The sequence below is a fragment of the Radicibacter daui genome, from assembly GCA_030657355.1.
Classification (GTDB): Bacteria; Pseudomonadota; Alphaproteobacteria; order Radicibacterales; family Radicibacteraceae; genus Radicibacter; species Radicibacter daui.
In genome coordinates, this window is sequence record CP131056.1 from 3562674 (window position 1) to 3588426 (window position 25753).

Annotated in this window: 22 protein-coding genes; 9 read left to right on the forward strand and 13 right to left on the reverse strand. The window is 63.6% G+C overall.

Annotated features, from left to right (window positions below; translation table 11 throughout):
- Positions 1–56: 56 nt before the first annotated feature.
- The 3 genes from QTL98_RS16665 to QTL98_RS16675 form a co-directional block, all read right to left on the reverse strand.
- Positions 57–1907 (reverse strand): ABC-F family ATP-binding cassette domain-containing protein, encoded by a 1851-nt coding sequence (locus tag QTL98_RS16665; RefSeq protein ID WP_445679590.1) that lies wholly within the window; start codon positions 1905–1907, stop codon positions 57–59.
- Between the two features lie 75 nt (positions 1908–1982).
- Complete coding sequence (locus QTL98_RS16670; protein WP_445679591.1) at positions 1983–2627, reverse strand: M35 family metalloendopeptidase; 645 nt, start codon at positions 2625–2627, stop codon at positions 1983–1985.
- 89 nt (positions 2628–2716) lie between these two features.
- Entirely contained in the window at positions 2717–3337 is a 621-nt protein-coding gene (locus QTL98_RS16675) for a M35 family metallo-endopeptidase (RefSeq protein ID WP_445679592.1), read from the reverse strand.
- A gap of 353 nt (positions 3338–3690) precedes the next feature.
- Here QTL98_RS16675 and acs point away from each other — a divergent pair, with 353 nt between their 5' ends.
- A complete protein-coding gene (acs, locus tag QTL98_RS16680) occupies positions 3691–5634 on the forward strand; it encodes an acetate--CoA ligase (RefSeq protein ID WP_445679593.1) in 1944 nt (647 codons plus the stop codon).
- A gap of 75 nt (positions 5635–5709) precedes the next feature.
- Here acs and QTL98_RS16685 read toward each other — a convergent pair whose 3' ends face one another.
- The 3 genes from QTL98_RS16685 to guaD form a co-directional block, all read right to left on the reverse strand.
- Complete coding sequence (locus QTL98_RS16685; protein WP_445679594.1) at positions 5710–6510, reverse strand: SDR family oxidoreductase; 801 nt, start codon at positions 6508–6510, stop codon at positions 5710–5712.
- Between the two features lie 143 nt (positions 6511–6653).
- Positions 6654–7172 carry a hypothetical protein gene (locus tag QTL98_RS16690; protein WP_445679595.1) on the reverse strand — a complete coding sequence of 173 codons (519 nt, stop codon included), beginning with the start codon at positions 7170–7172 and terminating at the stop codon, positions 6654–6656.
- A gap of 252 nt (positions 7173–7424) precedes the next feature.
- Positions 7425–8741 carry a guanine deaminase gene (gene guaD / locus QTL98_RS16695; protein ID WP_445679596.1) on the reverse strand — a complete coding sequence of 439 codons (1317 nt, stop codon included), beginning with the start codon at positions 8739–8741 and terminating at the stop codon, positions 7425–7427.
- Positions 8742–9031: 290 nt separating this feature from the next.
- On the opposite strand from guaD, the gene folE reads away from it, so the two are divergent.
- From folE to QTL98_RS16715, 4 genes are all read left to right on the forward strand, one after another.
- Positions 9032–9592: a GTP cyclohydrolase I FolE gene (folE, locus tag QTL98_RS16700; RefSeq protein WP_445682177.1), complete on the forward strand. Its 561-nt coding sequence runs from the start codon at positions 9032–9034 to the stop codon at positions 9590–9592.
- 170 nt (positions 9593–9762) lie between these two features.
- Positions 9763–10296, forward strand: a complete 534-nt coding sequence (locus QTL98_RS16705; protein WP_445679597.1) for a hypothetical protein — start codon at positions 9763–9765, stop codon at positions 10294–10296.
- A 46-nt stretch (positions 10297–10342) separates the two neighbouring features.
- A complete protein-coding gene (locus tag QTL98_RS16710) occupies positions 10343–11524 on the forward strand; it encodes a TIGR03862 family flavoprotein (RefSeq protein WP_510637583.1) in 1182 nt (393 codons plus the stop codon).
- A complete protein-coding gene (locus tag QTL98_RS16715) occupies positions 11524–11973 on the forward strand; it encodes a YaiI/YqxD family protein (RefSeq protein ID WP_445679599.1) in 450 nt (149 codons plus the stop codon). The genes QTL98_RS16710 and QTL98_RS16715 overlap by 1 nt, the downstream gene beginning before the upstream one ends.
- Before the next feature lie 8 nt (positions 11974–11981).
- Here QTL98_RS16715 and QTL98_RS16720 read toward each other — a convergent pair whose 3' ends face one another.
- The 4 genes from QTL98_RS16720 to arfB form a co-directional block, all read right to left on the reverse strand.
- Positions 11982–13814: an ABC transporter ATP-binding protein gene (locus QTL98_RS16720; RefSeq protein ID WP_445679600.1), complete on the reverse strand. Its 1833-nt coding sequence runs from the start codon at positions 13812–13814 to the stop codon at positions 11982–11984.
- A gap of 210 nt (positions 13815–14024) precedes the next feature.
- Positions 14025–15938, reverse strand: coding sequence for a sulfate adenylyltransferase subunit CysN (gene cysN / locus QTL98_RS16725; protein ID WP_445679601.1), 1914 nt, complete (start codon positions 15936–15938; stop codon positions 14025–14027).
- Positions 15938–16852 (reverse strand): sulfate adenylyltransferase subunit CysD, encoded by a 915-nt coding sequence (cysD, locus tag QTL98_RS16730; protein WP_445679602.1) that lies wholly within the window; start codon positions 16850–16852, stop codon positions 15938–15940. The genes cysN and cysD overlap by 1 nt, the downstream gene beginning before the upstream one ends.
- A 129-nt stretch (positions 16853–16981) precedes the next feature.
- The gene (gene arfB / locus QTL98_RS16735) at positions 16982–17404 is read right to left on the reverse strand and encodes an alternative ribosome rescue aminoacyl-tRNA hydrolase ArfB (protein WP_445679603.1); all 423 of its coding nucleotides are present in this window, start codon (positions 17402–17404) and stop codon (positions 16982–16984) included.
- Positions 17405–17548: 144 nt separating this feature from the next.
- Here arfB and QTL98_RS16740 point away from each other — a divergent pair, with 144 nt between their 5' ends.
- Together QTL98_RS16740 and QTL98_RS16745 are read left to right on the forward strand one after the other, a co-directional pair.
- Entirely contained in the window at positions 17549–18103 is a 555-nt protein-coding gene (locus tag QTL98_RS16740; protein WP_445679604.1) for an META domain-containing protein, read from the forward strand.
- Complete coding sequence (locus QTL98_RS16745) at positions 18100–18672, forward strand: META domain-containing protein (RefSeq protein WP_445679605.1); 573 nt, start codon at positions 18100–18102, stop codon at positions 18670–18672. Before QTL98_RS16740 ends, QTL98_RS16745 begins: the two co-directional genes overlap by 4 nt.
- A 14-nt stretch (positions 18673–18686) precedes the next feature.
- Here QTL98_RS16745 and QTL98_RS16750 read toward each other — a convergent pair whose 3' ends face one another.
- The 3 genes from QTL98_RS16750 to QTL98_RS16760 form a co-directional block, all read right to left on the reverse strand.
- Positions 18687–19595 (reverse strand): glycoside hydrolase family 18 protein, encoded by a 909-nt coding sequence (locus QTL98_RS16750; RefSeq protein WP_445679606.1) that lies wholly within the window; start codon positions 19593–19595, stop codon positions 18687–18689.
- Between the two features lie 124 nt (positions 19596–19719).
- The gene (locus QTL98_RS16755) at positions 19720–21177 is read right to left on the reverse strand and encodes an exopolysaccharide biosynthesis polyprenyl glycosylphosphotransferase (protein WP_445679607.1); all 1458 of its coding nucleotides are present in this window, start codon (positions 21175–21177) and stop codon (positions 19720–19722) included.
- Between the two features lie 6 nt (positions 21178–21183).
- A complete protein-coding gene (locus tag QTL98_RS16760) occupies positions 21184–22518 on the reverse strand; it encodes a lipopolysaccharide biosynthesis protein (RefSeq protein ID WP_445679608.1) in 1335 nt (444 codons plus the stop codon).
- A 355-nt stretch (positions 22519–22873) separates the two neighbouring features.
- Between QTL98_RS16760 and QTL98_RS16765 the strand changes: the two genes are divergently transcribed.
- Positions 22874–24982 carry a GumC family protein gene (locus QTL98_RS16765; protein WP_445679609.1) on the forward strand — a complete coding sequence of 703 codons (2109 nt, stop codon included), beginning with the start codon at positions 22874–22876 and terminating at the stop codon, positions 24980–24982.
- Positions 24973–25752 carry a polysaccharide biosynthesis/export family protein gene (locus tag QTL98_RS16770; RefSeq protein ID WP_445679610.1) on the forward strand — a complete coding sequence of 260 codons (780 nt, stop codon included), beginning with the start codon at positions 24973–24975 and terminating at the stop codon, positions 25750–25752. Before QTL98_RS16765 ends, QTL98_RS16770 begins: the two co-directional genes overlap by 10 nt.
- The last annotated feature ends 1 nt before the right edge of the window (position 25753 follow it).

Genomic DNA, 25753 nt, shown 5'->3' on the forward strand with positions numbered 1-25753 from the left:
GATCGGTGGCAGTGCACTAAATTCCAAATTCCTGCCGCAAACGAGAAATACCGGCCTTAGCCGCCGGCCAGTTCTTCCCGCTTCATTTCCAGCTCAAGCCAGCGCTCTTCGGCGGCAGCATGTTCGCCATGGGCCGCCGTCAGCCGGGCGGTGGCGGCATTAAAGCCGGCAGGGTCGCGGGTATAAAAATCGGCGCCCGCCAGTTTCTTTTCCAGCGCGGCGATTTCCGCCGTCAGCTTTTCCATCTGCACCGGCAACTGGTCGAGCTCGCGCTGCTCCTTGAAGGAGAGTTTGCCGGAGGGTTTGCTGGCCGGTTTGGCCTTTGCCGCGCCACTGCTGCCGGAGGCCGGCGGCGCCACCGAGCCCACGCGGGTGTCGGACGCAAAACCATCCGTACCACGCCCGGCGATGCGCTGGTGGCGGGCATCGGTAAAGCCGCCGGCATATTCCATCGCTTCGCCCTCCTCCACCCAGATGGTGCTGCTCACCACACGGTCGAGGAAGTCGCGGTCATGGCTCACCAGCAAGAGCGTGCCGTCATAATCGCTCAGCACTTCTTCCAGGAGGTCCAGCGTCTCCATGTCGAGATCGTTGGTCGGCTCGTCGAGGATCAGCAGGTTGGAGGGGCTGGCGAGCGCCTTTGCCAGCAGCAGGCGGTTGCGCTCGCCGCCGGAGAGCGAACCCACCGGCTGCCTCGCCTGCTTTTCATCAAACAGGAAGTCGCGCAGGTAAGAGACGACATGGCGCGGCTTGCCGCGCACCATCACCTGGTCACCGCCGCCGCCAATCTCGCTGTGCACCAGCGCATCCCACAGCGTCTGGGTCGGGTCGAGCGTCTCGCGCTTCTGATCGAGATAAACCGGCGTCAGGTTGGTGCCGAGCTTCACCTTGCCGTGGTCCGGCGCCAGATGGCCGGTCAGCATGCGCAAAAGCGTGGTCTTGCCGGCACCATTGGGGCCGACGATGCCCACCGCATCCCCGCGCTGGATACGGGTGGAGAAACTGCGGATGATCGTGCGGCCTTCATAATCCTTGCCGATGGCCTCAGCTTCCACCACCAGCTTGCCGGAGACGGCGCCGGTCTCGATCTCCAGCGCGGCGGTACCGGCACGGGAAATCTGCGCCGCGCGCTGCTCGCGCAGGTCCCCCAGCGCGCGAAGGCGCCCCTGGTTGCGCTTGCGCCGCGCGGGGATGCCGCGCTTGGCCCATTCGGTTTCCTGCGCAATCAGCTTGTCGAGCTTGGCGCGCTCCACCTCTTCCTGCGCCCAGATGCCCTCCTGCCAGTCGGCAAAGCCGTGGAAGGGGCCATCCATGCGCCGCAGCACGCCGCGGTCGAGCCACAGTACGCCATTGGTCACGCGCTCCAGAAAAGCGCGGTCATGGCTGATGACGACCATCGCACCGCGAAAACCGGAAAGCTCCTCTTCCAGCCACTGGATGGCCGGCAGGTCGAGATGGTTGGTCGGCTCGTCCAGCAGCAGGATATCGGGCTCACCCACCAGCGTGCGGGCCAGCGCCGCGCGGCGCGCCTCGCCGCCCGAAAGCCCGTCCGTGCCGCGGGTCGGCTCAAGGCCGAGCGCATGCAGCAGCGCTTCGGCGCGGTAGGTCTCGTCCGCTTCCGCCTCCGGCAGGCCGCCGGCGGCATAATCAAGCACGGTTTTGTAGGCCGAAAGGTCCGGCTCCTGCGGCAAGTAAGCGGCGCGCATGCCGCCCTGCTGCACCCGCTCGCCCCGGTCCGGTTCGATCAGGCCGGCAACAACCTTCAGAAGCGTGGATTTGCCCGACCCGTTGCGGCCGACCAGCGCCATGCGGTCGCCGGCGGCAATGCCGAGATCGAAACCATCAAAGAGGGTCGTCTCGCCGAAACCGAGCGAGAGATCCTTGAGCGTGAGAAGCGGGTTGGCCATGGCCAGCGTCTATGGCCCAACGCCCGCCTGCGCGCAAGGGGCGCCACATGCGGATCAGCCCTGTCCGCCCCGCTCTCAGGGCCCGGCCCCGACCGCCGCGATGAAGCCGGTATAGTTGGCGATGCTGGAAGCGGCAAAGGAAGGCCCGATGGTCGAGGGCGGTGCGACGAAGCCTGTCAGGGCCTGCGCCTCGGCAGTCGTGCGGGTGGAAGCCTGCAGCGTGGCAAGATTGTCGAGCGCCGCCGACAGCACCATTGCCTGCTGCTGGACGGGCGTAGCGGCAAAGAAGGTCGGCGCCAGCCAGGCCTGCCAGTTGTTGGTCCTGACAGCCAGCAGCTCCAGCCCGCCATCGCCAGTATAGAACGGCGCCGCCGTCGCGTCCGCCGCGCAGGTGACGGTCAGATAATTGGGGCTGGAGAGGAAATTGACCTGCAGCAGGTTGAGGTTGACCGTTACCTCGGTCCAAGGCCCCGGCGCGTAGCTGCCGAACCAGGTCTGGTACGGCGCCCAGCTGTTGGTCAGAATGGCCTGTTTGTTGGCGCCGATCTGGACGTTCGTGAGGTTGATCGCCGTATCGAGCGCGGTGAACAGGGAGGTCAGCGCCGTGAGCTGCTGGGCGGTGCAAGGGACTGCTGCGAATGGGTTGGGAACGATCTGCTGAGCATCGGCCGGGCGGGTCAGCAGGAACAGGCCCGTTACAATCAAGGCCACAAGGCGCATGAGAACCTCCCTCTCCGGGGCAGGAACATCGACAGGAACAGGCCCGCACGGACGGAACGGCAGACAAGCCGCCCCGTCCGGCACCGGCCTCAGTTGATGTCTTCGTTGAAGAACTCGTAGTTGTCGGCGTTTACCACGGCGAAGGCCGGGTTGTTGGTCGCAAGCCACTGGGCTTGCTGGGTGCCGTATTCAAGATCATCCGTGCCGCCGACGGCGTGGGAGAATTCGTGAATAACGGTCCCGGCCTGCGTATCGTATCCAGCCGACGGCGGCAGGGTGAAGAAAGTGGTGCAGAACCACATTTCCACGTCACCATCCTGATCCAGCACGGTTGCCGCGATGTCCCCGATCTCGTCGCAGGGCGGCGTGCCGTCCGCCGGGCAATTGACCACCAGATTGGCGCTGGAGGTCAGCTTCGTGGAAATGCTGCCCATGACGTTGTTCACGCGTGTCAGCCGCCCGGCATCATAAGCACCGAACCATGTCGTGTATGGCGCCCAGCTGTTGGTCAGAATGGCGGCGGTGTTCGTTGCGATATTGTTGATGGTGTTGCCGGCCCAGGTGGTCGCGGTTGTTGCGGCGTTGCCGATGGTGGTGGCCTGTGCCCCCGAACAACCGCTGGCGACCACAATCTGCATGTTCGCGGTGGCGGTTCCGGCAATCCCAACGATGGAGGCGATAAGGGAAAGGGCAATAAGATAACGGCGCATGAGGGTGCTCCCTTGAGACATAAAAAAGGAGCTGGCCGCACCGTGCGTGTCCGGAACGAGGCCCGGCCAGCACGTAAAGGTTTTTTCTTGAGATATAATTTGCAATTTTAATCAGAGCGCAGGAATAGAAGCCTGCGTGCGCCCCTTTCGCGGCGGCACCGTTGCTATCTGTTGTCACAGATCAAGTCGGGGAGGCGGCGGCGGGTGTATTCTGTACGGCGACTCAGGCGGCGCCGGACCGAAGCCGGCGGCAGTTGCTGCGACCCGTCAGCCAATCCGCCTTGCAGGCCGTAGCGTCATCGGGAATGATGACGCAAAATCCAACGATACAAAGCCTTTGAGGAACGCACCCCATGTCGGACAGCCCCCAGCTCATCAAGGTCAAGGACAGCATCGCCAAGGGCGCCAAGGTCACCAAGGCGCAGTACGAGACGATGTACAAGCGCTCCATCGACGATCCGGACGGCTTCTGGGGCGAGATGGGCAAACGGCTCGACTGGATGAAGCCCTACACGGAAGTGAAGGACGTCCTTTATTCGAAGGACGATGTGCGCATCCGCTGGTATGGCGACGGCACGCTCAATGTGGCGTGGAATTGCATCGACCGGCACCTGCCCAAACGCGCGCAGCAGACGGCGCTGCTGTGGGAAGGCGATGACCCCAACGTTTCGAAGCACATCACCTATGCCGAGCTGCATGAGAAGGTCTGCCGCCTCGCCAATGTGCTGAAGGCCCATGGTGTCAAGAAGGGCGACCGGGTCTGCATCTACATGCCGATGATCCCGGAGGCCGCCTATGCCATGCTGGCCTCGGCCCGCATCGGCGCCGTGCATTCCATCGTTTTTGGCGGGTTTTCGCCCGACAGCCTGAAGGACCGCCTGATCGATTGCGGCGCCACCGTGCTGATCACCGCGGATGAAGGCCTGCGCGGCGGGCGCGGCGTGCCGCTCAAGATCAATGCCGATGTCGCGCTCAAAAGCGCACCGGACGTCAAGACCTGCATCACCGTGCGCCACACCGGCGGCAAGGTTGACTGGGTCGAGGGCCGCGATGTCTGGTACCATGAGGAAATCGCAAAGGTTTCCGCCGACTGCCCGGCGGAGGAGATGAATGCGGAAGACCCGCTTTTCATCCTCTACACCTCCGGCTCGACCGGCAAACCCAAGGGCGTGCTGCACACCACCGGCGGGTATCTCGTCTACGCCTCGATGACGCATGAATACGTCTTCGATTACCGCGAGGGCGATGTTTACTGGTGCACGGCGGATGTGGGCTGGGTTACCGGCCATAGCTACATCGTCTATGGCCCGCTCGCCAACGGCGCCACCTCGCTGATGTTCGAAGGCGTGCCGACCTGGCCGGATGCCGGCCGCTTCTGGCAGGTGATCGAGAAGCACAAGGTCAACATCTTCTATACCGCCCCCACCGCCATCCGCGCGCTGATGCGGCTGGGCGAGGATCCGGTCAAGAAACATGACCGCTCGTCCCTGCGGGTGCTCGGCTCGGTGGGCGAGCCGATCAATCCGGAAGCCTGGCTCTGGTATTACCGCGTGGTGGGCGAGGAGCGCTGCCCGGTGGTGGATACCTGGTGGCAGACGGAGACCGGCGGCATCCTCATCACCCCGCTACCCGGCGCCACCGATCTCAAGCCCGGCTCGGCCACCCTGCCCTTCTTCGGGGTGAAGCCGCTGCTGGTCGATAATGACGGCAAGCCGCTGGAAGGCGCGACGGAAGGAAATCTCTGCATTGCCGACAGCTGGCCCGGCCAGATGCGCACCGTCTATGGCGATCACCAGCGCTTCATCGCCACCTATTTCCAGCATTTCCCCGGCCTCTATTTCTCCGGCGATGGCTGCCGGCGCGATGAGGACGGGTATTACTGGATCACCGGCCGCGTGGATGACGTGCTGAACGTCTCCGGTCACCGCATGGGCACGGCCGAGATCGAAAGCGCGCTCGTCGCCCACCCCAAAGTGGCTGAGGCCGCGGTGGTGGGCTATCCGCACGAGATCAAGGGCCAGGGCATCTATGCCTATGTCACGCTCAATGTCGGCATCGATCCGACGGAAGAGCTGCGCAAGGAACTGGTGCAGTGGGTACGCAAGGAAATCGGCCCCATCGCCAGCCCGGACCTCATCCAGTGGGCGCCCGGCCTGCCCAAGACCCGGTCGGGCAAGATCATGCGCCGCATCCTGCGCAAGATTGCCGCCAACGAGCATGACAGCCTCGGCGACACCTCCACCCTCGCCGATCCCGGCGTGGTGGGTGAGCTGGTGGATAACCGCATGAACCGCTGACCCTTCAGCACCGGAAGCAAAAAGCCCCGCGGCTCATGGCTGCGGGGCTTTTCTTTGACTGGTCCTGAAGGGCGCTCAGCTTGCTTGCCGCAGCCCGGCCCGCGCCTGGATTTCCGGCATGCGGATATCCACTTCCTGCCCGTGCAGATCGGCTGCGGCCATGCTGCACAGCCAGCAGATGAGTTCCGCCGGCGCTTCAGGCGGGAAATGGTCGGCCGGCGTCATGCGCGAGACGCGGTTATCGATGCCGGAGGCACGGATCTGCTGCTGCATGCGCGTCTCCACCGTGCCGGGGCGCAGGCCGATGATGCGGATGGCGCTGCCGTCCACCTCCTGCGCGGCGGCGCGGGTCAGCATGGCGGCGCCGGCCTTACCGGTGCAGTAGGCGGCCCAGCCTTCCATCGGGTTATGGGCCGCACCGGAGCTGATATTGATGATGGCGCCGCCATTGCCCTGCGCCTGCAGCACTGGCAGTGCGGCGCGGATGCCGTGATATGGGCCCAGCAGGTTGATCTTCAGCGCCCGCGCCCAGTCCGCCGGTTCGCTGGCCGCGATGCTGCCCATCGGGTCGATGGTGCCGGCATTGTTGATGAGGAAATCGAGCCGGCCGAACCGGTCGAGCGTGGCGGCCACCGCCGTTTCCACCTGCGTATAATCCCCCACATCGCAGCTGATCGCCCGCGCCTGCCCCCGTGCGCCCTTCGGCGCGCCGGCCGCCGCCGCGTTGATCTCGTCCACCAGTTCCAGCAGTGACCCCATATTGCGGGCGGCAAGCACCACATTGGTGCCACGGTCGGCAAAAGCCCTTGCAGTCGCCGCACCGATTCCCCGGCTGGCGCCCGTTACCAATGCCACCTTGCCCGCGTAGTCCTGCATCTGGCTGCCCTTTCCTGGCGATGGTTGTTAACGAGGTCTTAACACCATCGCCCGCGCGCATACCAGAGTGTCAGGACGGCAAGAGCCGTCCCCGCCGGCCAAACCGCGAGGCAAATATCTGGAATAGCTTCTTAAAAAAAATTTCAGCCGAAATGCATGAAGGTCATCACCGCCAGCGCGCCCAGAATGATGGCGAACACGGCGATGATGGCATGCTCCACAAGGCTGCGGCGCTCCTGCTTTTCGCGCTGGCGCTGCTCGACACGGTGCTGGCGCTCCTGGCTGCTGCGTGTGCGCCGCAGCGCCTTTTGCAGGTTGTCGCCAAGGGCAAAGGGCTTGCCGTTGCGATAGGCAATGCGAATCCCCTCGCCTCGCTCGAACAGCAGCAGATCGCGCTCCAGCATCACGCAACTGGTGCCCCCGTCGCGGCTCTGCATCTGCGCCGTTTCGGCGGCCGCCTGCAGCGTGTCGAAGCGCTTGGCCGGCACCAGCCGGTTCTCCAGTACCTGGCACACGACAAAGAGATCGGCATCGGCATCCTGCTGCGCCTCATCCGACCACAAGCTGGTATCCACGGCACTATGGCGTGTTGCAGGACCCTGCCGTGCGGCCCCCCGGACCGGCTGCGCTGACGTTCGGACGGGATTGGTGATGCCGGCCATGCTCGTACCCCTGCCATGCCTTGATTGCCGGCCTTGTCGAGGGGTCTTGGCGCCACCTGATACCGGTTAGCGGGCAGATATAACGCGGGGCATTTTAGACAAAAGCGAGAATCGTATTTTTCATATAATCGTAGTCAAAATTCTATCCGACATAAACCTGGGGCGTAGTGCTGCAACCGCTAAAACCTAACGCTGTATGATGCGGCAGCCGGTCGCAGGCGAATCATATCCGGCCACGCCGGCCGGCCCTTTTTATGCCGCTGCGGGGCGCTGGTGCAGGCAGCGCCCGCCTGCCCAGGTGGCCACGACATTGCGCTCGTCGCCCAGCGTCATCAGTACGAACAGCTGGTCTTCCACGCTCTCGCACTGCTCCATGCGAAACTTCATGAGCGGCGTCGCGCCCGGATCGATCACGCAGAAATCAGCTTCGCTGCCGGCATCGAGCGATCCGATATCCGCCTCCAGCCCCAGTGCCCGCGCACCGCCCAGCGTGGCGAGGTAGAAGGCACGAAGTGCCGAGAGCACATGGCCTTGCAGCTGCATGACCTTGTAGCTTTCCCCCAGCGTCTTGAAGATCGAGAAGCTGGTGCCGCCGCCCACATCGGTACCGATGGCAAGCTTGACCGGCCGGCCGGCTTTCTGGACCGCATTGAGGTCCAGCAGGCCCGACCCGATGAAGGTGTTGGAGGTCGGGCAGTGGGCGATGATGGCGCCGGCCTCATGGAACTGGCGCAGTTCCTCCTCATCCAGCCACACCCCATGAGCGTAGACGGCCCGCTCGCGCAGAAGGCCGTAATGGGCATAAACCTCGGTGTAGCTGCGATGCTGCGGGAACAGGCGCCTCACCGTCTCGATCTCGGCGCGGTTTTCCGACACATGGCTCTGGATGAAGGTATCCGGCGCCTCTCTGGCCAGTGCCCCCGCCAGCTCCAGCTGCTCCTCGGTAGAGGTGATGGCAAAACGCGGGGTGATGCCATAGAGGAGCCGCCCCTTGCCGTGCCAGCGGTCGATGAGCGCCTTTGACTCGTCATAGCCCCCCTGCGCCGTATCGCGCAGGCTCGCCGGGGCATTGCGGTCCATCAGCACCTTGCCGGCGATCATGCGCAGGCCAAGGCCGTCCGCCGCGGCAAAGAACTGGTCCACCGAGACCGGTGAGGATGTGCAGAAGACGCCGGCCGTCGTCACCCCGTTCTCCAGCAACTGGCCGAGGAAAAGTTCCGCAATCAGCCTGGCATGGGCGGGGTCGGAGAATTTCTGCTCGGCGGGAAAGGTGTATTTTTCCAGCCATTCGAGCAACTGGGTGCCGAAAGCGGCAATCACTTCCATCTGCGCATAGTGAACATGGGCATCGATGAAGCCTGGCAGGATGAGATGGCCGCTGTAATCGGTGATCTGAGCCCCTGCCGGCAGCGTAGCACTGACATCCCTCCAGTCCCCGATCGAGGTAATGCGCCCTTCCTCGATCACCATGCCGCCGTCAGGCCAGTAATGCCGGCTTGCCTCGGCCCCGACCAGAAAAGGATCGTCGGCAAAGCTCAGCAGTGCGCCCCTCACGGCGGTCACGGTCATTTCATCTGGCTCCGGCAGGTGACGGGGAGTACTGGTGCGAGGCACTTCACGTTCGCGAGTGCGTGAAGCGCAACACAGCGTCGTGAGTTTTCAGGCTCACCGGCGCCGGCGTCAACGTGATAGGGTGCGTGCCTTTCCGGAAGTAAGCCCTATCTCACTGGGTGGAACAACCGGCAGCAAGAGCTTTCAAGAGAACGACCACCATGGCCGAGCAGAAGAAGATCATCGCCGCCCCGCTCAGCGTCGCCACCCCGGCCGCGCCCGAAGCCGACGTCACCCGTGAAGAAGCGATGGATGCCGTGCGCACGCTGCTGCGCTGGGCCGGCGACAATCCTGTGCGCGAAGGCCTTGCCGACACCCCCAAGCGTGTGGTCGAGGCGTTTGGCGAATGGTTCGGCGGTTATGATGTCGACCCGCGCGCGTTGCTCGCGCGCACTTTCTCCGAGACCGATGGCTATGACGAGATCGTTGCCCTGCGCGGCGTGCGGTTCTCCAGCCATTGCGAGCACCACCTCGCCCCCATCATCGGCAAGGTGCATATCGGCTACCTGCCGCGTCGCCGCGTTGTCGGTATTTCCAAGCTTGCCCGCGTGGTCGAGGCCTTCGCCAAGCGCCTGCAGATCCAGGAGCGGCTGACGAGCCAGATCGCCGACACCATCCAGGACGTGCTGGATCCGCTCGGCGTTGCCGTGGTGGTTGAAGCACAGCATCACTGCATGACGACCCGCGGCGTGCACAAGCCGGGCGTGGTGATGACCACCAGCCGCATGCTGGGGTCCTTCCGCTCCAACCCGGATACAAGGCGCGAGTTCCTCTCCATGATCGAACCGGACCGGCTCAAGGCGGAATAACCCCGCTGCCGGGCACTTTGCGACGCCGACCCTAACCCGGCGTGCCGGTGCCCCATACGATTGGGGCACTTGGCGCATAAGGCATCGCGCGTTAATCTCATCCGGAAGATATATCAGGAACCCTGCCCAGCCCGTTGGGCTGCCGACAACCGAGGCGGACCGCATCCCCCATGCTGAACACGTCTGAAGAGCGCCAGAAGGAACGCGAGAAGACCATCGTGAATGGCATGCTCGCAACGCTCGACGGCGACGTCTCGGCGATCAATGTGCTCGCCGAGACCGAAGAGATAACCAAGTTCCACCGCTACAAGGAAGTGCGCCACATCTACAAGCAGATCCAGCAGCTCATCGAGCAGTTGCTGGCGCGTGTGCGCGAGAAGCCTGATCTGGTGCCGGAAGGTACCGAAAATGTGGTGATGAAGCAGAAGATCGCGGCGCTCAAATCCTTCACCGCGCTGTGCGTCTATTTCTTCCGCAATGCTCCGCCGACGGTGACCCGCGCTATCGGTGCGCGCGAACTGCTGATCGACGAGCAGCGCAACTTCACCAACGCGCATGAATATTTCGACATGATGCTGTTTGAAGCCGGCATCGACGACAAGACGGCCGACGCGCTGGAAGAAACGCGCACCCAGATCGAAGAGATCATGGGCCTCGTCGCCACCCTGCTCGAGAAAAGCCCCGCCAGCCTTGAAGAATTCTGATCCCGCACCGCATGTCGCGGTGATTGGCGGCGGCCCGGCCGGGCTGATGGCCGCCGAAGTGCTTTTGCGCCAGGGCATCGCCGTTACCATTTTCGATGCGATGCCGACTTTCGGCCGCAAGCTGCTGATGGCCGGACGCGGGGGCCTCAACCTCACGCACAGCGAGCCGCTGGAAGATTTTCTCGGGCGCTATGCCGGCGCGCGCAGCTGGCTTGCCCCGCTCGTGGAAAAATTCTCTCCCGATGTCCTGCGCAGCTGGGCGGCCGGGCTCGGCATCGAGACTTATGTCGGCAGCTCCGGCCGGGTATTCCCCACCGAAATGAAGGCAGCCCCGCTGCTGCGCGCCTGGCTTGGCCGCCTGTCGGCGGGCGGCGCCACCTTCAGGCCGCGCCACCGCTGGCTGGGTTGGGGGGCGGACGGCACCAGCCTGCGCTTCCAGGGGCCGGCGAGCCCCTTCGAACAACATTTTGACGCAACGCTGCTGGCCCTTGGCGGTGGCAGCTGGCGGCGGCTTGGGTCGGACGGCAGCTGGGCACCGCTGCTGAAGGAGCGCGGCGTTGGCACCACGCGCTTTCGCCCCAGCAATTGCGGCTTTTCCGTCGGCTGGAGCCAGCATCTGCGCGAGCGTTTTGCCGGAGCGCCCCTCAAGCCGCTGGGGCTCAGTTTCGGCGGCCGCAGCCTTGTGGGCGAGGCTGTCATTACCAGCGAGGGCATCGAGGGCGGAGCCATCTACGCCCTCTCGGCTGCGCTGCGTGACAGCCTGGAGCAGACGGGCGAGGCAACCCTGATGCTCGACCTTGTGCCAGGCCGCAGTGTCGGGCAGTTGACCGAAGCCCTTGCCAAACCGCGCGGCGCCAAATCGCTTTCCAATCACCTGCGCCGTGTCGCCGGTATCGAAGGCATCAAGACGGCGCTGCTTTATGAGCTGCTGGAGCCCGAGATTCTGAACCGGCCCACCGCTCTTGCCGCCGCCCTGAAGGCCTTGCCGCTCGGCCTCGCCGCCCCGCGACCGATTGACGAAGCCATCAGCACGGCCGGTGGCGTGAGCCTAGACGCGATAGATGCCCGGCTGATGCTGCGCGCCTTGCCCGGCATCTTCTGTGCCGGTGAGATGCTGGACTGGGAAGCGCCGACGGGCGGCTATCTGCTGACGGCCTGCCTTGCCACCGGCCTTGCCGCGGGCGAAGGTGTCGCCGCATGGATCAAGGCAACGAAAGAAGCGGCTTGATGCCCGAGCTCTATATCGACGGCGATGCCTGCCCGGTGAAGGAGGAGGCGCTGAAGGTGGCCCTGCGCCACAATATGCGCACCCATCTCGTCTCCAACCAGTGGCTGCGCGTCACCGAAATCCCGACACTGAACCGGGTCGTGGTGACGGATGGCTTCGATGCCGCCGACAACTGGATTGCCGAGAACATCAAGGCCGGTGACATCGCCATCACCTCCGATATTCCGCTGGCGGCGCGCTGCCTGGAAAAGGACGCCACCGTGCTCGGCCCCACCGGCAAGCCTTTCCACAAGGAAGGTATCGGCATGGCGCTTGCCATGCGCGACCTGATGAGCCACCTGCGCGATACCGGCGAAGTCAGCGGCCACAATGCCAGCTTCACCAAACAGGACCGCTCGCGCTTCCTGTCGGCCCTGGAAACAGCGGTGCAGCAGGCCAAACGCCGCTAAGACGGCGTTCAGCCCGCCTCTGCGAAGCCGCCGGTCTGCCGGTCCCACAGGCGCGCATAAAGCCCACCGGCCGCCACCAGTTCGGCGTGGCTGCCCATCTCGGCAATACGGCCCTTGTCCATCACCACCAGCCGGTCCATGCGGGCGATGGTGGAGAGGCGGTGGGCAATGGCAATCACCGTCTTGCCCCGCATCAGGTTTTCCAGCTGCTCCTGGATGGCGGCTTCCGCTTCGCTGTCGAGCGCGGAAGTTGCCTCGTCCAGCACCAGGATCGGCGCGTCCTTCAGCAACACGCGGGCGATGGCGATACGCTGGCGCTGGCCGCCGGAAAGTTTGACGCCACGCTCGCCGACATAGGCGTCGTAGCCGGTGCGGTCACGATTGTCGGAAAGGGTCGGCACAAAGTCATGCGCCCGCGCCTGCCGGGCTGCGGCCACCATCTGCTCCTCACTCGCGCCGGGGCGGCCATAGAGCAGGTTGTCGCGGATGGAGCGGTGCAGCAGCGAGGTATCCTGCGTTACCACGCCAATCTGGGCGCGCAGGCTTTCCTGCGACATCAGCGCGATGTCCTGCCCGTCGATAAGGATACGCCCGCCTTCAAGGTCATAAAGGCGCAGCAGCAGGTTCACGAGGGTGGACTTGCCGGCGCCCGAGGGGCCGACAAGGCCGATCTTCTCGCCGGCGCGGATGTTGAGGTCCAGCCCCTCGATCACCCCGCCTTCCTTGCCATAGTGGAAGCGGATGTTTTCGAAGCGGATAGCACCCTCGCGGATGGCAAGGCCGCGCGCTTGCGGCGCATCCAGCACATGGCGCGGCTGCGAGATGGTCTCGATGCCATCCTGCACGGTGCCGACATTTTCAAAGATGCTCGTCACCGTCCACATGATCCAGCCGGCCATGTTGTTGATGCGGATGACAAGCGTGCTCGCGAGCGTGATGTCCCCCACCGTGATCGCGCCGCGATCCCACAGGAAGAGCGCCAGACCGGACGTCACCACAATCAGCAGGCTGCTGGAGATGGTGATGAGGGTCTCCAGCAGCGTGATGAGGCGGGTGGCTGCCCGGTGCTTTTCCGTCTGCTCCAGCATCGCCTCGCGCGCATAGTCCTGCTCGAAGGAAAAGCGCGCGAAAAGCTTCAGCGTCATGATGTTGGTGTAACCGTCGACGATGCGACCCATGAGCTTGGAACGCGCTTCGGACTGTACCCAGGAGCGGTGACGGATGCGCGGCACGAAGAGGCGCAGCAGCCATACATAGGCAATGACCCACAGCACAAGCGGCACCGCGAGCCACTTGTCTGCCTGCATGAAGAGATAGATGGCGCCGCCGGTATAGGTGATGACGAACCAGACAGCGTCGATCACCTGCAGGGTGGATTCCCTGAGCGCCCCGCCCGTCTGCATGATGCGGTTGGCGATACGGCCGGCAAAGTCGTTCTGGAACCAGCCGATGGACTGGCCCATCACATAACGATGGTTCTGCCAGCGCACGAAATTGGTGAGCGACGGCGCAATGGTCTGGCGCACCAGAAGCCCATGCAGCGCAAACACCACCGGCCGGAACAGCAGCGTCACCACCGCCATCCAGAGCAGTTCCCGCCCATGCAGGGCGAAGAATTGCCCGTTCGGCGCCTCGCGCACCATATCGATGATCGAGCCGATATAGCGGAAGAGCAGCACGTCGAGCACGGCCGCCGCAAGGCCGATAACCAGCAGCGCCGCCAGCGCCCGCCAGGCCTGCTTCAGGAAATGATGATAGAAGCGCCAGACATTGACCGGCGGCTGCACGTCTGCACCCGGCAGAAACGGATCGATGAGATTTTCGAACCAGCGAAAGATCATGGCCGCCTTGTCCCCAACTCTCCGGCCGGCGCCCCCCGGCTGCCGGTAAAAGGGGTGGGACTATAACGCCAAAGTAAGCGGCCAATGGTGGCGCGCTTCACGGCGCCCTGCGATTGCGGGCAGTCTGTGCCCCGGGGGCAACGGCGTTCAAAACAAAGCGGCGGCTTCCCTACGAAAGCCGCCGCGGTGCAGGAGTTCGGTCCCGGAGAGTTAGATGATGCCCTGCTCGCGCAAATAGGCAATCACCTCATTCGACAATGTTTCCGGGTCCTTGGCACAGGTATCGAGCACGATTTCCGCATTTTCCGGCGGCTCGTACTTGGAATCGAGCCCGGTGAAGTGGGGCAGATCGCCGGCGCGCGCCTTGGCATAAAGCCCTTTCGGGTCGCGCTTTTCGCACTCGCTCTGCGGTGTGCTTACATAAACCTCGACGAACTCGCCCGGCGCCACCAGTCCCCGGGCCATCTGCCGCTCGCTGCGGAACGGCGAGATGAAGCTCACCAGCACGATCATGCCGGCGTCAACGAAGAGGCGCGCGGCTTCTGCCGCCCGGCGGATATTCTCCACCCGGTCTTCGTCGGTGAAGCCGAGATCGCGGCTGAGGCCATGGCGGATATTATCGCCATCCAGCACATAGGCATGGCGCCCGAGGCTGAAGAGCTTCTTTTCCACAAGGCTGGCGACAGTGGACTTGCCGGCGCCAGAAAGACCGGTGAACCAGAGCATCGCCGGTTTCTGGCCCTTGATGGCGGCGCGCTGCTGCTTGTCGACTTCCAGCTGCTGCCAATGCACGTTGGCGTCACGGCGCAGGGCGAAGTCCAGCGTCCCGCAGCCGACCGTGGCGTTGGTCAGCCGGTCCACGATGATGAAGCCGCCCATCATCCGGTTCTGGGAATAGGGGTCGAAGACCAGCGGCCGGTCGAGCGTCAGATTGCAGACACCAAGCTCGTTGAGCTCCAGCCTCTTGGCCGCCAGCTTCTCCAGCGAATTGACGTTGATCTTGTGCTTGATCTCGGAGATCTGCACACCCGCCGACTGGCTGTGGAGGCGCAGTTCATAAAACCGGCCCGGCAACATGGGTTCAGGCGCCATCCACAAGATATGGGCGGCTGCCTGTTCGGCAACAACCGGGACCGCCCCGGAAGCAATCACGCTGCCGCGGCTGACATCGATCTCGTGGGCAAGCGTCAGGGTAACGGCCTCACCGGCCCCGGCGACTTCCAGTTCGCCATCCTGGGTGACAATGCTGGTGACCTGGCTGGTGCGACCACCCGGCAGCACGGTAACCGTATCCCCCTTGCGCACCAGACCGGCAGCAATGGTGCCCGAATACCCGCGGAAATCGAGATTGGGGCGGTTCACCCATTGCACGGGAAAACGCAGGCCAAGGCTGTCTTCCGGCCGCTCGATACGAACCGTCTCCAGGAAGGGCAGCAGCGCCTCGCCCTTGTACCAGGGCGTGTTTTCACTGGCGCCGGTGATGTTATCGCCGTTGCGGGCGGACATGGGGATGGCCGTCACATGGCGGATGCCCAGCCCCTGCGCGAACTGGCGATAGTCGGCAACGATGGTGTCGAAAACCTTCTGGTCGAAATCGACCAGATCCATCTTGTTGATGGCCAGCACGACGTCACGGATGCCCATCAAGGAGACGATGAAGCTGTGCCGGCGCGTCTGCTCCAGCACCCCCTTGCGGGCGTCGATCAGCAGAACGGCGAGGTCGGCGGTAGACGCTCCGGTCGCCATGTTGCGCGTGTACTGCTCATGGCCCGGCGTATCGGCAACGATGAACTTGCGCTTGTCGGTGGCGAAGAAGCGGTAGGCCACGTCAATGGTGATGCCCTGTTCGCGCTCGGCGGCAAGACCGTCCACCAGCAGCGAGAAGTCGAGCCCGCCATCGCTCACCGAGCCGGAGTGGGTGCTGTCCTTCTCCAGCGCCGAGAGCTGGTCGTCGAACAGCTGCCGGCTGTCATAGAGCAGGCGGCCGATAAGGGTCGACTTGCCATCATCCACGCTGCCGCAGGTGATGAAGCGCAGGAGATCCTTGTTCTCGTTGCGGTGCAGATAGGCCTCGAAGTCTTCCGCGGGCGGGAGCTTCATGTCGTTGCCGGCAATATCGGGCATCAGAAATAGCCTTCCTGCTTCTTCTTTTCCATCGAGGCCGACTGATCATGGTCGATCACGCGGCCTTGCCGTTCAGAGGTACGTGCCAGCAGCATCTCGCGCACGATCTCGGGCAGGGTTTCCGCTTCGCTCTCAACGGCCCCCGTCAGCGGATAGCAGCCGAGGGTACGGAAACGCACCGTACGCATCTGCGGAGCCTCACCCGGCTTCAGCGGCATGCGTTCATCATCCACCATGATGAGCGCGCCGTCACGTTCCACAACCGGGCGCGGCTTGGCAAAGTACAGCGGCACCACGGGAATATTCTCCTGCATGATGTACTGCCAGATGTCGAGTTCGGTCCAGTTGGAGAGCGGGAAGACGCGGATGCTCTCTCCCTTGTTGATACGGCCGTTGTAGACGTTCCACAGCTCCGGGCGCTGCATCTTGGGGTCCCAGCGATGAGCGGCCGAGCGGAAGGAAAAAACACGCTCCTTGGCCCGCGACTTTTCCTCGTCGCGCCGCGCCCCGCCGATGGCGGCATCGAAGCCATATTTGTCGAGAGCCTGCTTGAGCGCCTGCGTCTTCATCACATCGGTATGGACCGTCGCCCCGTGCGTAAACGGGCCGATGCCGCGCTCCACGCCATCCTGGTTGATATGGACCAGCAGATCGATGCCGAGATCCTTCGCGCGCTGATCGCGGAAGGCAATCATCTCCCGGAACTTCCAGGTCGTGTCGACATGCAGCAGCGGGAAAGGCGGCTTGGAGGGATAAAAGGCCTTCATCAGCAGATGCAGCAGCACGGCGCTGTCCTTGCCGATGGAATAAAGCATGACCGGCCGCTCGAACTGCGCCGCCACCTCGCGCAGGATGTGAATGCTCTCGGCCTCCAGAAGGGCGAGGTGCGTAAGCTTCTTATCGATGACGGACATTTCCGGAAGACACTTTCACTGAAGAGACCGGGTGATTGATCATGATTTAACAACCCACCATTCGGCTCACAATGAAAAAACACACACTGACGGTAAAATTCGCTTCTTATTTAACACTAAAAAATTGCTTTAATCAAAACCTGGCTTCGTTGAACGCATGGCCTTGGTTGCGGAACGTTTGCTTTTTCCCTCGAGCCGCCGCTGTTTGGAGCCCAGCGTCGGACGGGTCGCCCGGCGCAGCTGGGGGCGCACGGCGGCCTGCCTGATGAGTTCAACGAGCCGGTCCCGTGCTTCCTGCCGGTTGCGCTCCTGCGTGCGATGATTTTGGGCGATGATGATCAGCACCCCCTCCTGCGTCAGCCGCCTCCCTGCCAGTTTGACAAGCCTTTCCCGTACATCTTCCGGCAAAGAGGGTGAGTTGGCGACGTCGAAACGCAACTGCACCGCGGTTGAGACCTTGTTGACATTCTGCCCGCCAGGGCCGGAAGAGCGCACGAAGCTCTCCTCGATCTCGTCGTCCTCAAGACGGATCCGGTGGGTCACGAAAATCATCTCACAATACTCCGCTGGCGGTCCGCTATCCTCACCGCCATCATGGTCGCTGTCATCTGCGGTCTATCCGATTGATCTTGGCGAATGGCCTCTCCTGCCATATCACATCCGTTCCATAGCCACATCTTGCGAGGTCGGCCCGCGTTGAGCCGGTACAGTGCAACATCGGGGCTCGTTCCCGGATTTCGCCTTCTGCCGCTGACGGCAACCCTGCTTGCTGCCGGTCTGCTCGCTGCCTGTGCAGGCGGCACGCCGGAAGACCGGCCGCTGCCCGCCGTTACGGACAGCGCAGCCCCTCCGGCACCCGCCGCCCGTCCGGCGCCACCAGTCCCGGCCCCTTCGCCAGCCACGTCGCCCCTCGCCAACAGTTCCTGGACTTTCGTGGAAATCATGCACCGGCCGCTGCCCGCCGGGGTGACGGCTGCACTTGCCTTTCACCAGCCGGCGGACGGGGCAGAACAGATTTCGGGCAGCACGGGCTGCAATCGTTTTACCGGGACGGCCAACAGCAAACCGGGTGAACTGCATTTTGGCGTGCTGGCCCTGACGCGCATGGCCTGCGTCGGCGCTCATCAGTCGACGGAAAACGCCGTGCTCGATGTCTTCCAGCAGACGGCAGCTTATACACGCAGCGGGCCGTCGCTGACACTGCGTGATGCCGGGGGCAATATCCTTGCCCGGCTGCAGCGCGCCTCATGATACGGCTGCCGTCAAAGCTCGTCCCGGCAGCCTTCAGCTTTCTGGCGCTTGCCCTTGCGGCTTGTGCCACGCCCCAGGTCTACGTGCCCCCCCAGGGCGGCACTGGCATTGGCCCGCAAGATAGAGCCCCGACTACACCGGACAAGGCCGGTCCCACCCCTGTTGAAACGGGCGATGCGGCAAGCGACGGCAGCGAGAAGGAGCCCCCCGCTGCGGGGCCGGAAGGACCGCTGGTGCCGCTGCTGGACAGCGACTGGATCGTGACCGAGCTCTCTGGCGCCCCGGTGCCTGACAGCATCAATATGACGCTCAGCTTCTATATCGACCGGACCATCGCCGGCATCTCCGGCTGCAATCGTTATTCCGGTGCGGCAGATATGGATTACGAGACGCTGCGGATCACCGCCCTGGTTTCAACGGGGGTCAACTGCCCGGCAAAATCGGGCACCCTGGAGCGCGATTTCCTGCACGCCCTTGGCGATAGTGCCAGTTACCGCATCGACGGACCGGCGCTGCAGATCATGGGCCGCGATGGTCAGGTTCTGGCCAAACTGCGGACCGCGGGCTAGGCACGCACTCTGGCCTAACAGCCGGAGTGCCCGAGCCCCCGGCAGATCGCTGCTGCGGCAGTTTCACCATCGGGCCGTGCTGGCGACGGGCTGCCCGGCGGCGCCTGCTCAATGGAATAGAGCATCACCCCTCCAAGCCGTTCTCCGCGCTGGCTGCCGGCATAGTGGCTGAGGACGGGCAGGGTATATTCAAGCCCGCCGCTGCCATCGGGCGGTACCATCGCCCCCAGCAGGAGCGGTCCTTGCCAGACCGCCCTGTAAGCGGCCAGTGCCCGCTCCGGATCGAAATTCGGCCCGGCTTCATAGGCCATGACCGAGACAAGGTCGATTTCCCGGGCAGCAGGCTCCCGTCCAAGCCAGAGCATGGAACCGGTATAACGACCGGCGGGCTGGTCGGCGGCAAAGGTCCCGGCGCCATAGGCGCCAATGCTCCATCCCGGCACGGTCAGCAGCGCAGGGCGGGGCAACACGGCCCTGGTGCGAACCACAAGGTCGCTCCAGCGGGCATCGCTCTGGCAGCGGACCGACGGCGCGCCGGCAATCTCCGCCGGTTCGCAGCCCGGCCAGGCCGGCTCATAATCAAGATCAACGCCATCCAGCCCCAGGGCTTTGACGAGGCCGGCGATGGCCGACGGATTATAACGATCCCAAAGGGAGGCGTAGGCGGACCCGCCGATAGCCAGCAGCACCCGCATTGACGGATGGCGCTCGTGCAGCGCCGCTACGGCCCCTGCCAGTACCCGCCCGCCATAGGGTGCCTGCAAGCCCGTCAATGAAAGATCATCCGGCCTCAGCGGATCAAACTGCGCATCGGGCCGGGCGAAGCCCAGCACGACGATGTCCAGATAGGAAGGGAGAGCGGCAATCCGCGTTGCCTGCGGAATTTCGGCCGGTTGTTCCGCCCAGCTGCCGAAATAGGCCATCAGCAACGGCCCCGGCGGCAGCGCATTCGCCGCCCGCGCGGGTTGAGGAATGAGCAGCAGACAGGAAAGGCAGGCCACCGCGCAACAAACAACCCGGCCCCAACCCATTATGCCTGCCCCTTCACTAAAAGACGTTGCGCCCCCAAAGGCCCGCGAACAGCGTGCGCGCCATAATCACGATGTCGAGCCAGGGTGACCAGCTGGAAATATAGTCCAGATCCAGTTCAACGCTGCGCCGGGCGCGTTCCTCCGTATGGATGCCGCCACGCATGCCGCTGATCTGGGCAAGGCCGGTTATGCCCGGCTTCACCCGGTGCCGGGCGGTATATTCCACCACAGCCTCGTAATAGACCTGATTGCCAACCAGCATGTTGGGCACATGTGCGCGCGGGCCGACAACCGACATCTCTCCGCGCAGCACGTTGAAGAGCTGCGGCAACTCATCGATGCTGTACTTGCGGATAAACCGGCCTACCCGCGTGATACGCGGGTCATCCTCACTCGTTCCGCGCGCGCCATCGTCGTAAGGGTCGATGCGCATCGAGCGGAATTTGAAGATATCGAATTCGCGATTGTTGAAGCCGATGCGCCGCTGCCGGAAGAGGACGGGCCCGCCGCCTTCAAATTTGAGGGCAACGGCCGTGGCAATCATGATCGGCGAGGTCAGGATCACGCCGATGGTCGCGACGATATAATCCTCGATCACCTTGATGAGGGCGCGCGAGCCCACCAGCGGACGCCGGGCCACCTGCAGGAAGGAATAACCGTCGACATCGCGCAGTTTTACCTCCTTCACATTCAGCCAGTTCATCTCCATCAATAGTAGAATATCTGCCGGAATTGAATTCAACTTTTGCAACATTGAGGCAATCCGCTCGCGCGCCAGCAGCGGCAGCGCGACGACGATCACGTCAACGCGGTTCCGGCGGGAGAATTCGATCAGCGCATCAATACCCTGCGTCACCTCAATGCCATTGAGGTTCTGCTGGCGCCGTGCTGCCCGGTCATCGAAAATGCCGACGATTTCATAGGCATTGCCACTCAGCCGGTCGCTCTGCAGCAGGCGCACGACGGCCTCGCCTTCGTCCGAAGCGCCGATGATCGCAACGCGGTGGGTCAGCACCTTGCGGGCCTGCATGACGCGGACAAGAAGCCGGATGCTGAGACGCAGCGCACCGGTGCACAGAAGGGCCGTCACGCTCCAATGCGTCAGCCAGGGTGTCGTCACTGTGCCATCGTGAAACACCCGCAGGAAAAGCCAGGCAACAAGACTGGCCGCAACCAGTCCGATCAGCAGGTCTGCCAGTTCCCGTGCCAGCGACTGATAATGGTCCCAGCGGTAGACCCGGCGATTGCCGCTGACGGTGCGAAACGGATAAAGCGCCACCAGCGAAATCAGCAGCGACTGAAGCAGGGTTACCGATGTCGGCGCCGTACTGGCAACGATCCCTGCCGCACACAGGCAGAGAATGTCGCCAAGCTTGACGGCGTTGTTGATCAGGCCATGCGACAGAAGCGAGCGCTGGCGCATCATCTGCTCCAGCGCAGCCGTGCTGCGGGCGAATTCAACCGGATCGGGCATCGGGCATTAACCTGTAAAATAGGAACGCAGCTTCAGCGGCATAGAGGGGGCGAGGAACGGGGCGGCCTCAGGCACCAGCAGCCGTGCCACAGCCGCCGTGCCAATTCCGCCCTGCGCCGTGCACACGGCCGTGGCGATGGCCGCGCCCATGGCGCCAAAGACCGGGATCAGCACAAGGCCCAGCAACGAGATGACGCTGAACTGGACGATGTTGAGCAGGCGCAGGGCCGGTCCATGCCCGGTCATTGCCAGGAGCACATCCTGCCCACTGTAGAGGGCGTTCACCATCTGCCCAGATGCCATAACGACTAATACCAAAGAACCATCGGCAAACCCCTGCCCCAGCAACGAGAGTAGGGGAAAGGCGGCAACGGCCAGAATGAGGCTGAGACCGCCGCCGATCACTGCGCCGGCAAGCTGGATACGATGGTTGAGAGCCTTCAGATCATCCGTGAGCCGTTTGCGGTGCAATCCGGCGTACCGCGGAGCCGCCATGGTGCCAAGGCTGATGAGCACGACAAGCACCAGCATCGAGGCACGCGAGGCCACTGAAAAAATACTGACCGCGCCGGCATCGGCAAACATGCCAAGGATCAGAACGGGTAAAGAGGCGATGGAGACTTGAACCAGTTCGACGACATAGAGCGGCGCCGCCGTCGCCCGCATTCCCGGCAGCAGCCCGGCATCCGGCGGAAGCGGTTCGTCCGCCGCAAGGCTGCGGCGGTCCGCCAGCAGGGCGGCGAGACCGCAGGCAACAGTCAGCAGCATGGTGACGGCAAGTGTGGCAATCAGCCCTTCGGCCTCTCGCTGCCCCATCAGCAGACCGGCCAGAAGCCCCGCCGGCCAGAAGACATTTTGCAGCAACTGGGCGCTTACCGTGCGCCCCAGCCCCGTCATGATGCCTGTGATGGTGAAAGCGAGTGCCATTCCCGGAATGACGAGACCGCTCATGCGCAAGGCCGGGCCGGCTGCTGCATCATGAAACAGAAGATCGGCAGCAAGGGGGGCCGCAACCATCGTTGCCCCGCCGAGTACCAGCCCGGCCGCAAGCACCACAAGGGCCCCGCGGATGGCCAGATGGCGCGCCTTGAGGCCCTGGCCGATAGCAAGTTCTGCGGCAACCAGCCGCGTCAGGGCCTTTTCCACCCCCAGCCGGCTGCAGGTGGCCGCCAGATGTCCCCAGGTCATGGCCAGAAACAGAAAGCCGCTCTCCGCCTTGCCAAGCAGATGGGCCGCCAGCATGTAGAGCAGGAATTTGCAGCCGACCTCGAGCCCGCGCACGGCAAATCCACCCAGGGCATGGCGCAGCACGGAACCACGCCCGGTGGTTCCACGCGACACGACACCCTCAGGAGATTCCACTGCCGACGGTCGGACCTTTCCGGCGCCCATTCACACTACCAGGTTAATCTTGATGCCTGTATTGTTTATGGCCGATGGATTAACACTCAGTGAACATATGGGATTATTCGAAAAAATTTACGCCGAACGTTAACTACCTCCATTAACGGTTTGCTAAATATGCAGAATTAGATTTCAGCCCGCGAACGCTCGTGTAGAGTGCCACCAACCTCACCCGCCCAGATCGACGGTTAAGACCGAATGCAGCTGCCCATTTTCGGGTACCAGACCATCAGGCCCGGCCAGACCATCGCCGCCTCCGGAAGATCGCGGAGGCGATAAGCTTTTGTCGTTGATGGGAGAACAGACGCCGGCCGAGCCGATTGCCCCACATCGCGTAGCAGGAACGCTACGCGATCTCGTTGTCGTCGCCTTTTACCACAAGCGCATCATCGTCTCCGTAATCCTGCTCGCCCTGGCTGCGGCAGCAGGGGTGTGGGCTGTTACACCCGTTCGTTTTCTGGCCAAGGCCCAGCTGCTTGTTCTGACCGGCCGCGACAGCAGTGAGGCACAGGCGCTGGGCGGGCTCACATCGCTTCTCTCGATCGACGCCGGAAGCGCCACGCAGTCCGAAGCCGAATTTCTGAGGGACCGCGCCGTCGTGCGCGCGATGGTGGAGCAGATCGGCCCGGAAGTGATCGATCCGGAGATTGCCAAACGCCGCCTCTTCGGCCTCATCCCGCCCCGCCCGCCAGAGGAGCGGCTGGAGGCAGCGGTCGACTTTGCCGAGAAGTGGCTAAGCGTCAACGTCCCCCCCGGCTCCAACATCATCGTCGTGACCTTCACGCACGAAAACCGGGAGCTGGCACTGGAAGCAACCGATACGCTGGTCGAAGGGTACCTGAAGCGCCGTTCGGCGCTTTATCGCAGCCTGCATTCGCCCTTCCTGCGGGAAAGGGCCAGCGCCTACGCCGACCAGCTCAAGGAGATCGAGGACAAGCTGGAGGCCGCGCGCAGAAAATACAACGTGCTCGACATCAAGCAGGAGGTCCTGCTGGCACTCAATCAGGTCGACACGCTCGAGCAGCGCCAGCAGCAACAGACCCAGCGCCAGAAGGAAATCGCCGCCGAGACCAGCACGACACAGGAAATCATCGGCCAGCTCAAACCAACGATCTTCGACTTCACCGAAACCGGCAGCCACGTCTCTACCGACGAGGCTGCCGACCTCCTGGCTAAGCTGCATCTCGAGCAGGATAATCTGAGCCACAATTACACGGCCGATTTCCCACGGCTTGCCGAGGTCAACCGCCAGATCAAGCTGCTGGACGACCTGCGCAAGGAAAACCAGAGTCAGTTGCCGACGACGCGCGAGGTCCGCAACCCGACGCTCGACATCATGAACAATCATCTGAGCCAGCTCAAAACCGAGGCGGCCGCGGTGGAAAGTTCGCTGACCGAGCTGGACCGGCAGGAAACCGAGGCCCGCAAGCGGGTGGACGAACTGCGCGATGCCGAGCGCGCCATCGGCGAACTCCAGCGCTCGCAGACCATCGTCGAGCAGCTTTACAAGGAAACCAACCAGAAGGCCGAAGCCGCCCGGCTTGAGGAGGCCTCCACCGCCTCGCAGACCGATAATATCCAGGTCATCGACAAGGCCGACGCCTCCCTGCGCGGCATCAGCAGCCGGACCAACCTGGCCCTTGCCGTGCTGGTAGGCGGCTTCATGGCTGCCGGCGCGCTGACGCTGATGGCGGCCTGGAACCGGCGCATCCTGCTGCTGCCTGAAGAAGTGGGCCGCGACCTCAAGCTGCCTCTGCTCGCCACCTTCAACGAAGGCGACCGCTTCGACAGCTCCAGCGCCCAGGCCCAGATCATCTATCTCGCCGGCCAGCTCGCCTTTACCCGCAAGCAGGCCGCCCGTAGCGAGAAAGTTCAGGTCATCTCCTCCGGGCGCGCCGAACAACGCTCTGTTTTCGCCGCCGCGCTCGCCATCGAGCTTGCTCAGGGCCAAAGCCAACGCACGCTGCTGCTCGATCTGGTGGGTGACGGCAACGACCATGCCGAACGTTTCAACAGCACTGACGCCAAGCCGCACCGGAACAGCAGCATCAATATCGCCTCCACGCCGGTGCCGGGGCTGCATGTCAGTGTCGGAGCGTCCGCCGGTGAGGTGAACTGGCTGCGCGCCAACGGCGATGCCTTCAGCACTCTCTTCAATGCGCTTGGCGACGATTATGACATGATCCTGATTGACGCCCCGGCAGCGCGCGACAGTCTGGTCGGGCTCAGGCTTGCCTCGGTCGTCGATGGTTCCATCCTTGTGCTGCGCGCCGAACATACGCGCATCCCTGTGGTCGAACATCTGTGCGGCCAGATCCTGGGTGCCGGCGGCGACCTCTTCGGCGCCGTCGTAACCGGGCGCCAGTTCCACGTACCCAAGGCGATCTACCGATGGCTTTAAAAGGCTCTCCCGCTCGCCCCGCATTGCGCCGGCCCCTGATGGCCGCAGCGCTTGGCCTCGCCGCCCTGCTCGCCGGCTGCGAAACCGGCCAGCACATCGAACCCGTCGGCGCCCGGGGGCCCACACCGGAAGAAGCCCCGCTCTCCGCCCGCTTTGCCCCGTGGCAGAATTACGAGCCACCCTATCACATCGGTGAAGGCGACAAGCTGAAGCTGCTCTTCATCCGCACGCCCGAACTGAACCAGGACGCTCTGGTCAGGCCGGATGGCATGATTACCGTGCCCTCCGCCGGCGAGGTGGAGGTGGCGGGCATGAAACCGATCGATGCGGCCGCTGAGCTTGAGAAAAAATCCGAACGTTTCCTGCGCGATCCGCGCATCACGCTGGAAGTGGTCGATCCGGTTTCCGCCAAGATCTATATCGGTGGCGAAGTGCATGATCCCGGCCCCTACCGCATTCTCGGCCCCATGGACCCGATTGCCGCCCTGCAATTGGCCGGCGGCGCACTCGATACCGGCAAGATCAACGAAGTGATCCTGATCCGCCGTGGCCCGGATGACCGGGCGATGCTGCGCCTGCTGGATGTGCGCGGCCTGCTGGAAGGGCGCGCACCGGGCGATGTGCGTATCGTGCCCAGTGACATCCTCTATGTGCCGCGCACCCGCGTTGCCGAAGCCGGCCTCTGGGTCGACCAGTTCATTAACAAGATCGTGCCGTTCCAGCGCAGCTTCAGCTACTCGAAGAGCGCAGACCAGAACACCAGCAACTAAC

Excerpts from the sequence above, each read along its gene's own strand:
- QTL98_RS16665 (WP_445679590.1), bottom strand. The coding sequence starts at position 1,907 with ATGGCCAACCCGCTTCTCACGCTCAAGGATCTCTCGCTCGGTTTCGGC.
- QTL98_RS16670 (WP_445679591.1), bottom strand. The coding sequence starts at position 2,627 with ATGCGCCTTGTGGCCTTGATTGTAACGGGCCTGTTCCTGCTGACCCGC.
- QTL98_RS16675 (WP_445679592.1), bottom strand. The coding sequence starts at position 3,337 with ATGCGCCGTTATCTTATTGCCCTTTCCCTTATCGCCTCCATCGTTGGG.
- acs (WP_445679593.1), top strand. The coding sequence starts at position 3,691 with ATGTCGGACAGCCCCCAGCTCATCAAGGTCAAGGACAGCATCGCCAAG.
- QTL98_RS16685 (WP_445679594.1), bottom strand. The coding sequence starts at position 6,510 with ATGCAGGACTACGCGGGCAAGGTGGCATTGGTAACGGGCGCCAGCCGG.
- QTL98_RS16690 (WP_445679595.1), bottom strand. The coding sequence starts at position 7,172 with ATGGCCGGCATCACCAATCCCGTCCGAACGTCAGCGCAGCCGGTCCGG.
- guaD (WP_445679596.1), bottom strand. The coding sequence starts at position 8,741 with ATGACCGTGACCGCCGTGAGGGGCGCACTGCTGAGCTTTGCCGACGAT.
- folE (WP_445682177.1), top strand. The coding sequence starts at position 9,032 with ATGGATGCCGTGCGCACGCTGCTGCGCTGGGCCGGCGACAATCCTGTG.
- QTL98_RS16705 (WP_445679597.1), top strand. The coding sequence starts at position 9,763 with ATGCTGAACACGTCTGAAGAGCGCCAGAAGGAACGCGAGAAGACCATC.
- QTL98_RS16710 (WP_510637583.1), top strand. The coding sequence starts at position 10,343 with ATGGCCGCCGAAGTGCTTTTGCGCCAGGGCATCGCCGTTACCATTTTC.
- QTL98_RS16715 (WP_445679599.1), top strand. The coding sequence starts at position 11,524 with ATGCCCGAGCTCTATATCGACGGCGATGCCTGCCCGGTGAAGGAGGAG.
- QTL98_RS16720 (WP_445679600.1), bottom strand. The coding sequence starts at position 13,814 with ATGATCTTTCGCTGGTTCGAAAATCTCATCGATCCGTTTCTGCCGGGT.
- cysN (WP_445679601.1), bottom strand. The coding sequence starts at position 15,938 with ATGCCCGATATTGCCGGCAACGACATGAAGCTCCCGCCCGCGGAAGAC.
- cysD (WP_445679602.1), bottom strand. The coding sequence starts at position 16,852 with ATGTCCGTCATCGATAAGAAGCTTACGCACCTCGCCCTTCTGGAGGCC.
- arfB (WP_445679603.1), bottom strand. The coding sequence starts at position 17,404 with ATGATTTTCGTGACCCACCGGATCCGTCTTGAGGACGACGAGATCGAG.
- QTL98_RS16745 (WP_445679605.1), top strand. The coding sequence starts at position 18,100 with ATGATACGGCTGCCGTCAAAGCTCGTCCCGGCAGCCTTCAGCTTTCTG.
- QTL98_RS16750 (WP_445679606.1), bottom strand. The coding sequence starts at position 19,595 with ATGGCCTATTTCGGCAGCTGGGCGGAACAACCGGCCGAAATTCCGCAG.
- QTL98_RS16755 (WP_445679607.1), bottom strand. The coding sequence starts at position 21,177 with ATGCCCGATCCGGTTGAATTCGCCCGCAGCACGGCTGCGCTGGAGCAG.
- QTL98_RS16765 (WP_445679609.1), top strand. The coding sequence starts at position 22,874 with ATGGGAGAACAGACGCCGGCCGAGCCGATTGCCCCACATCGCGTAGCA.
- QTL98_RS16770 (WP_445679610.1), top strand. The coding sequence starts at position 24,973 with ATGGCTTTAAAAGGCTCTCCCGCTCGCCCCGCATTGCGCCGGCCCCTG.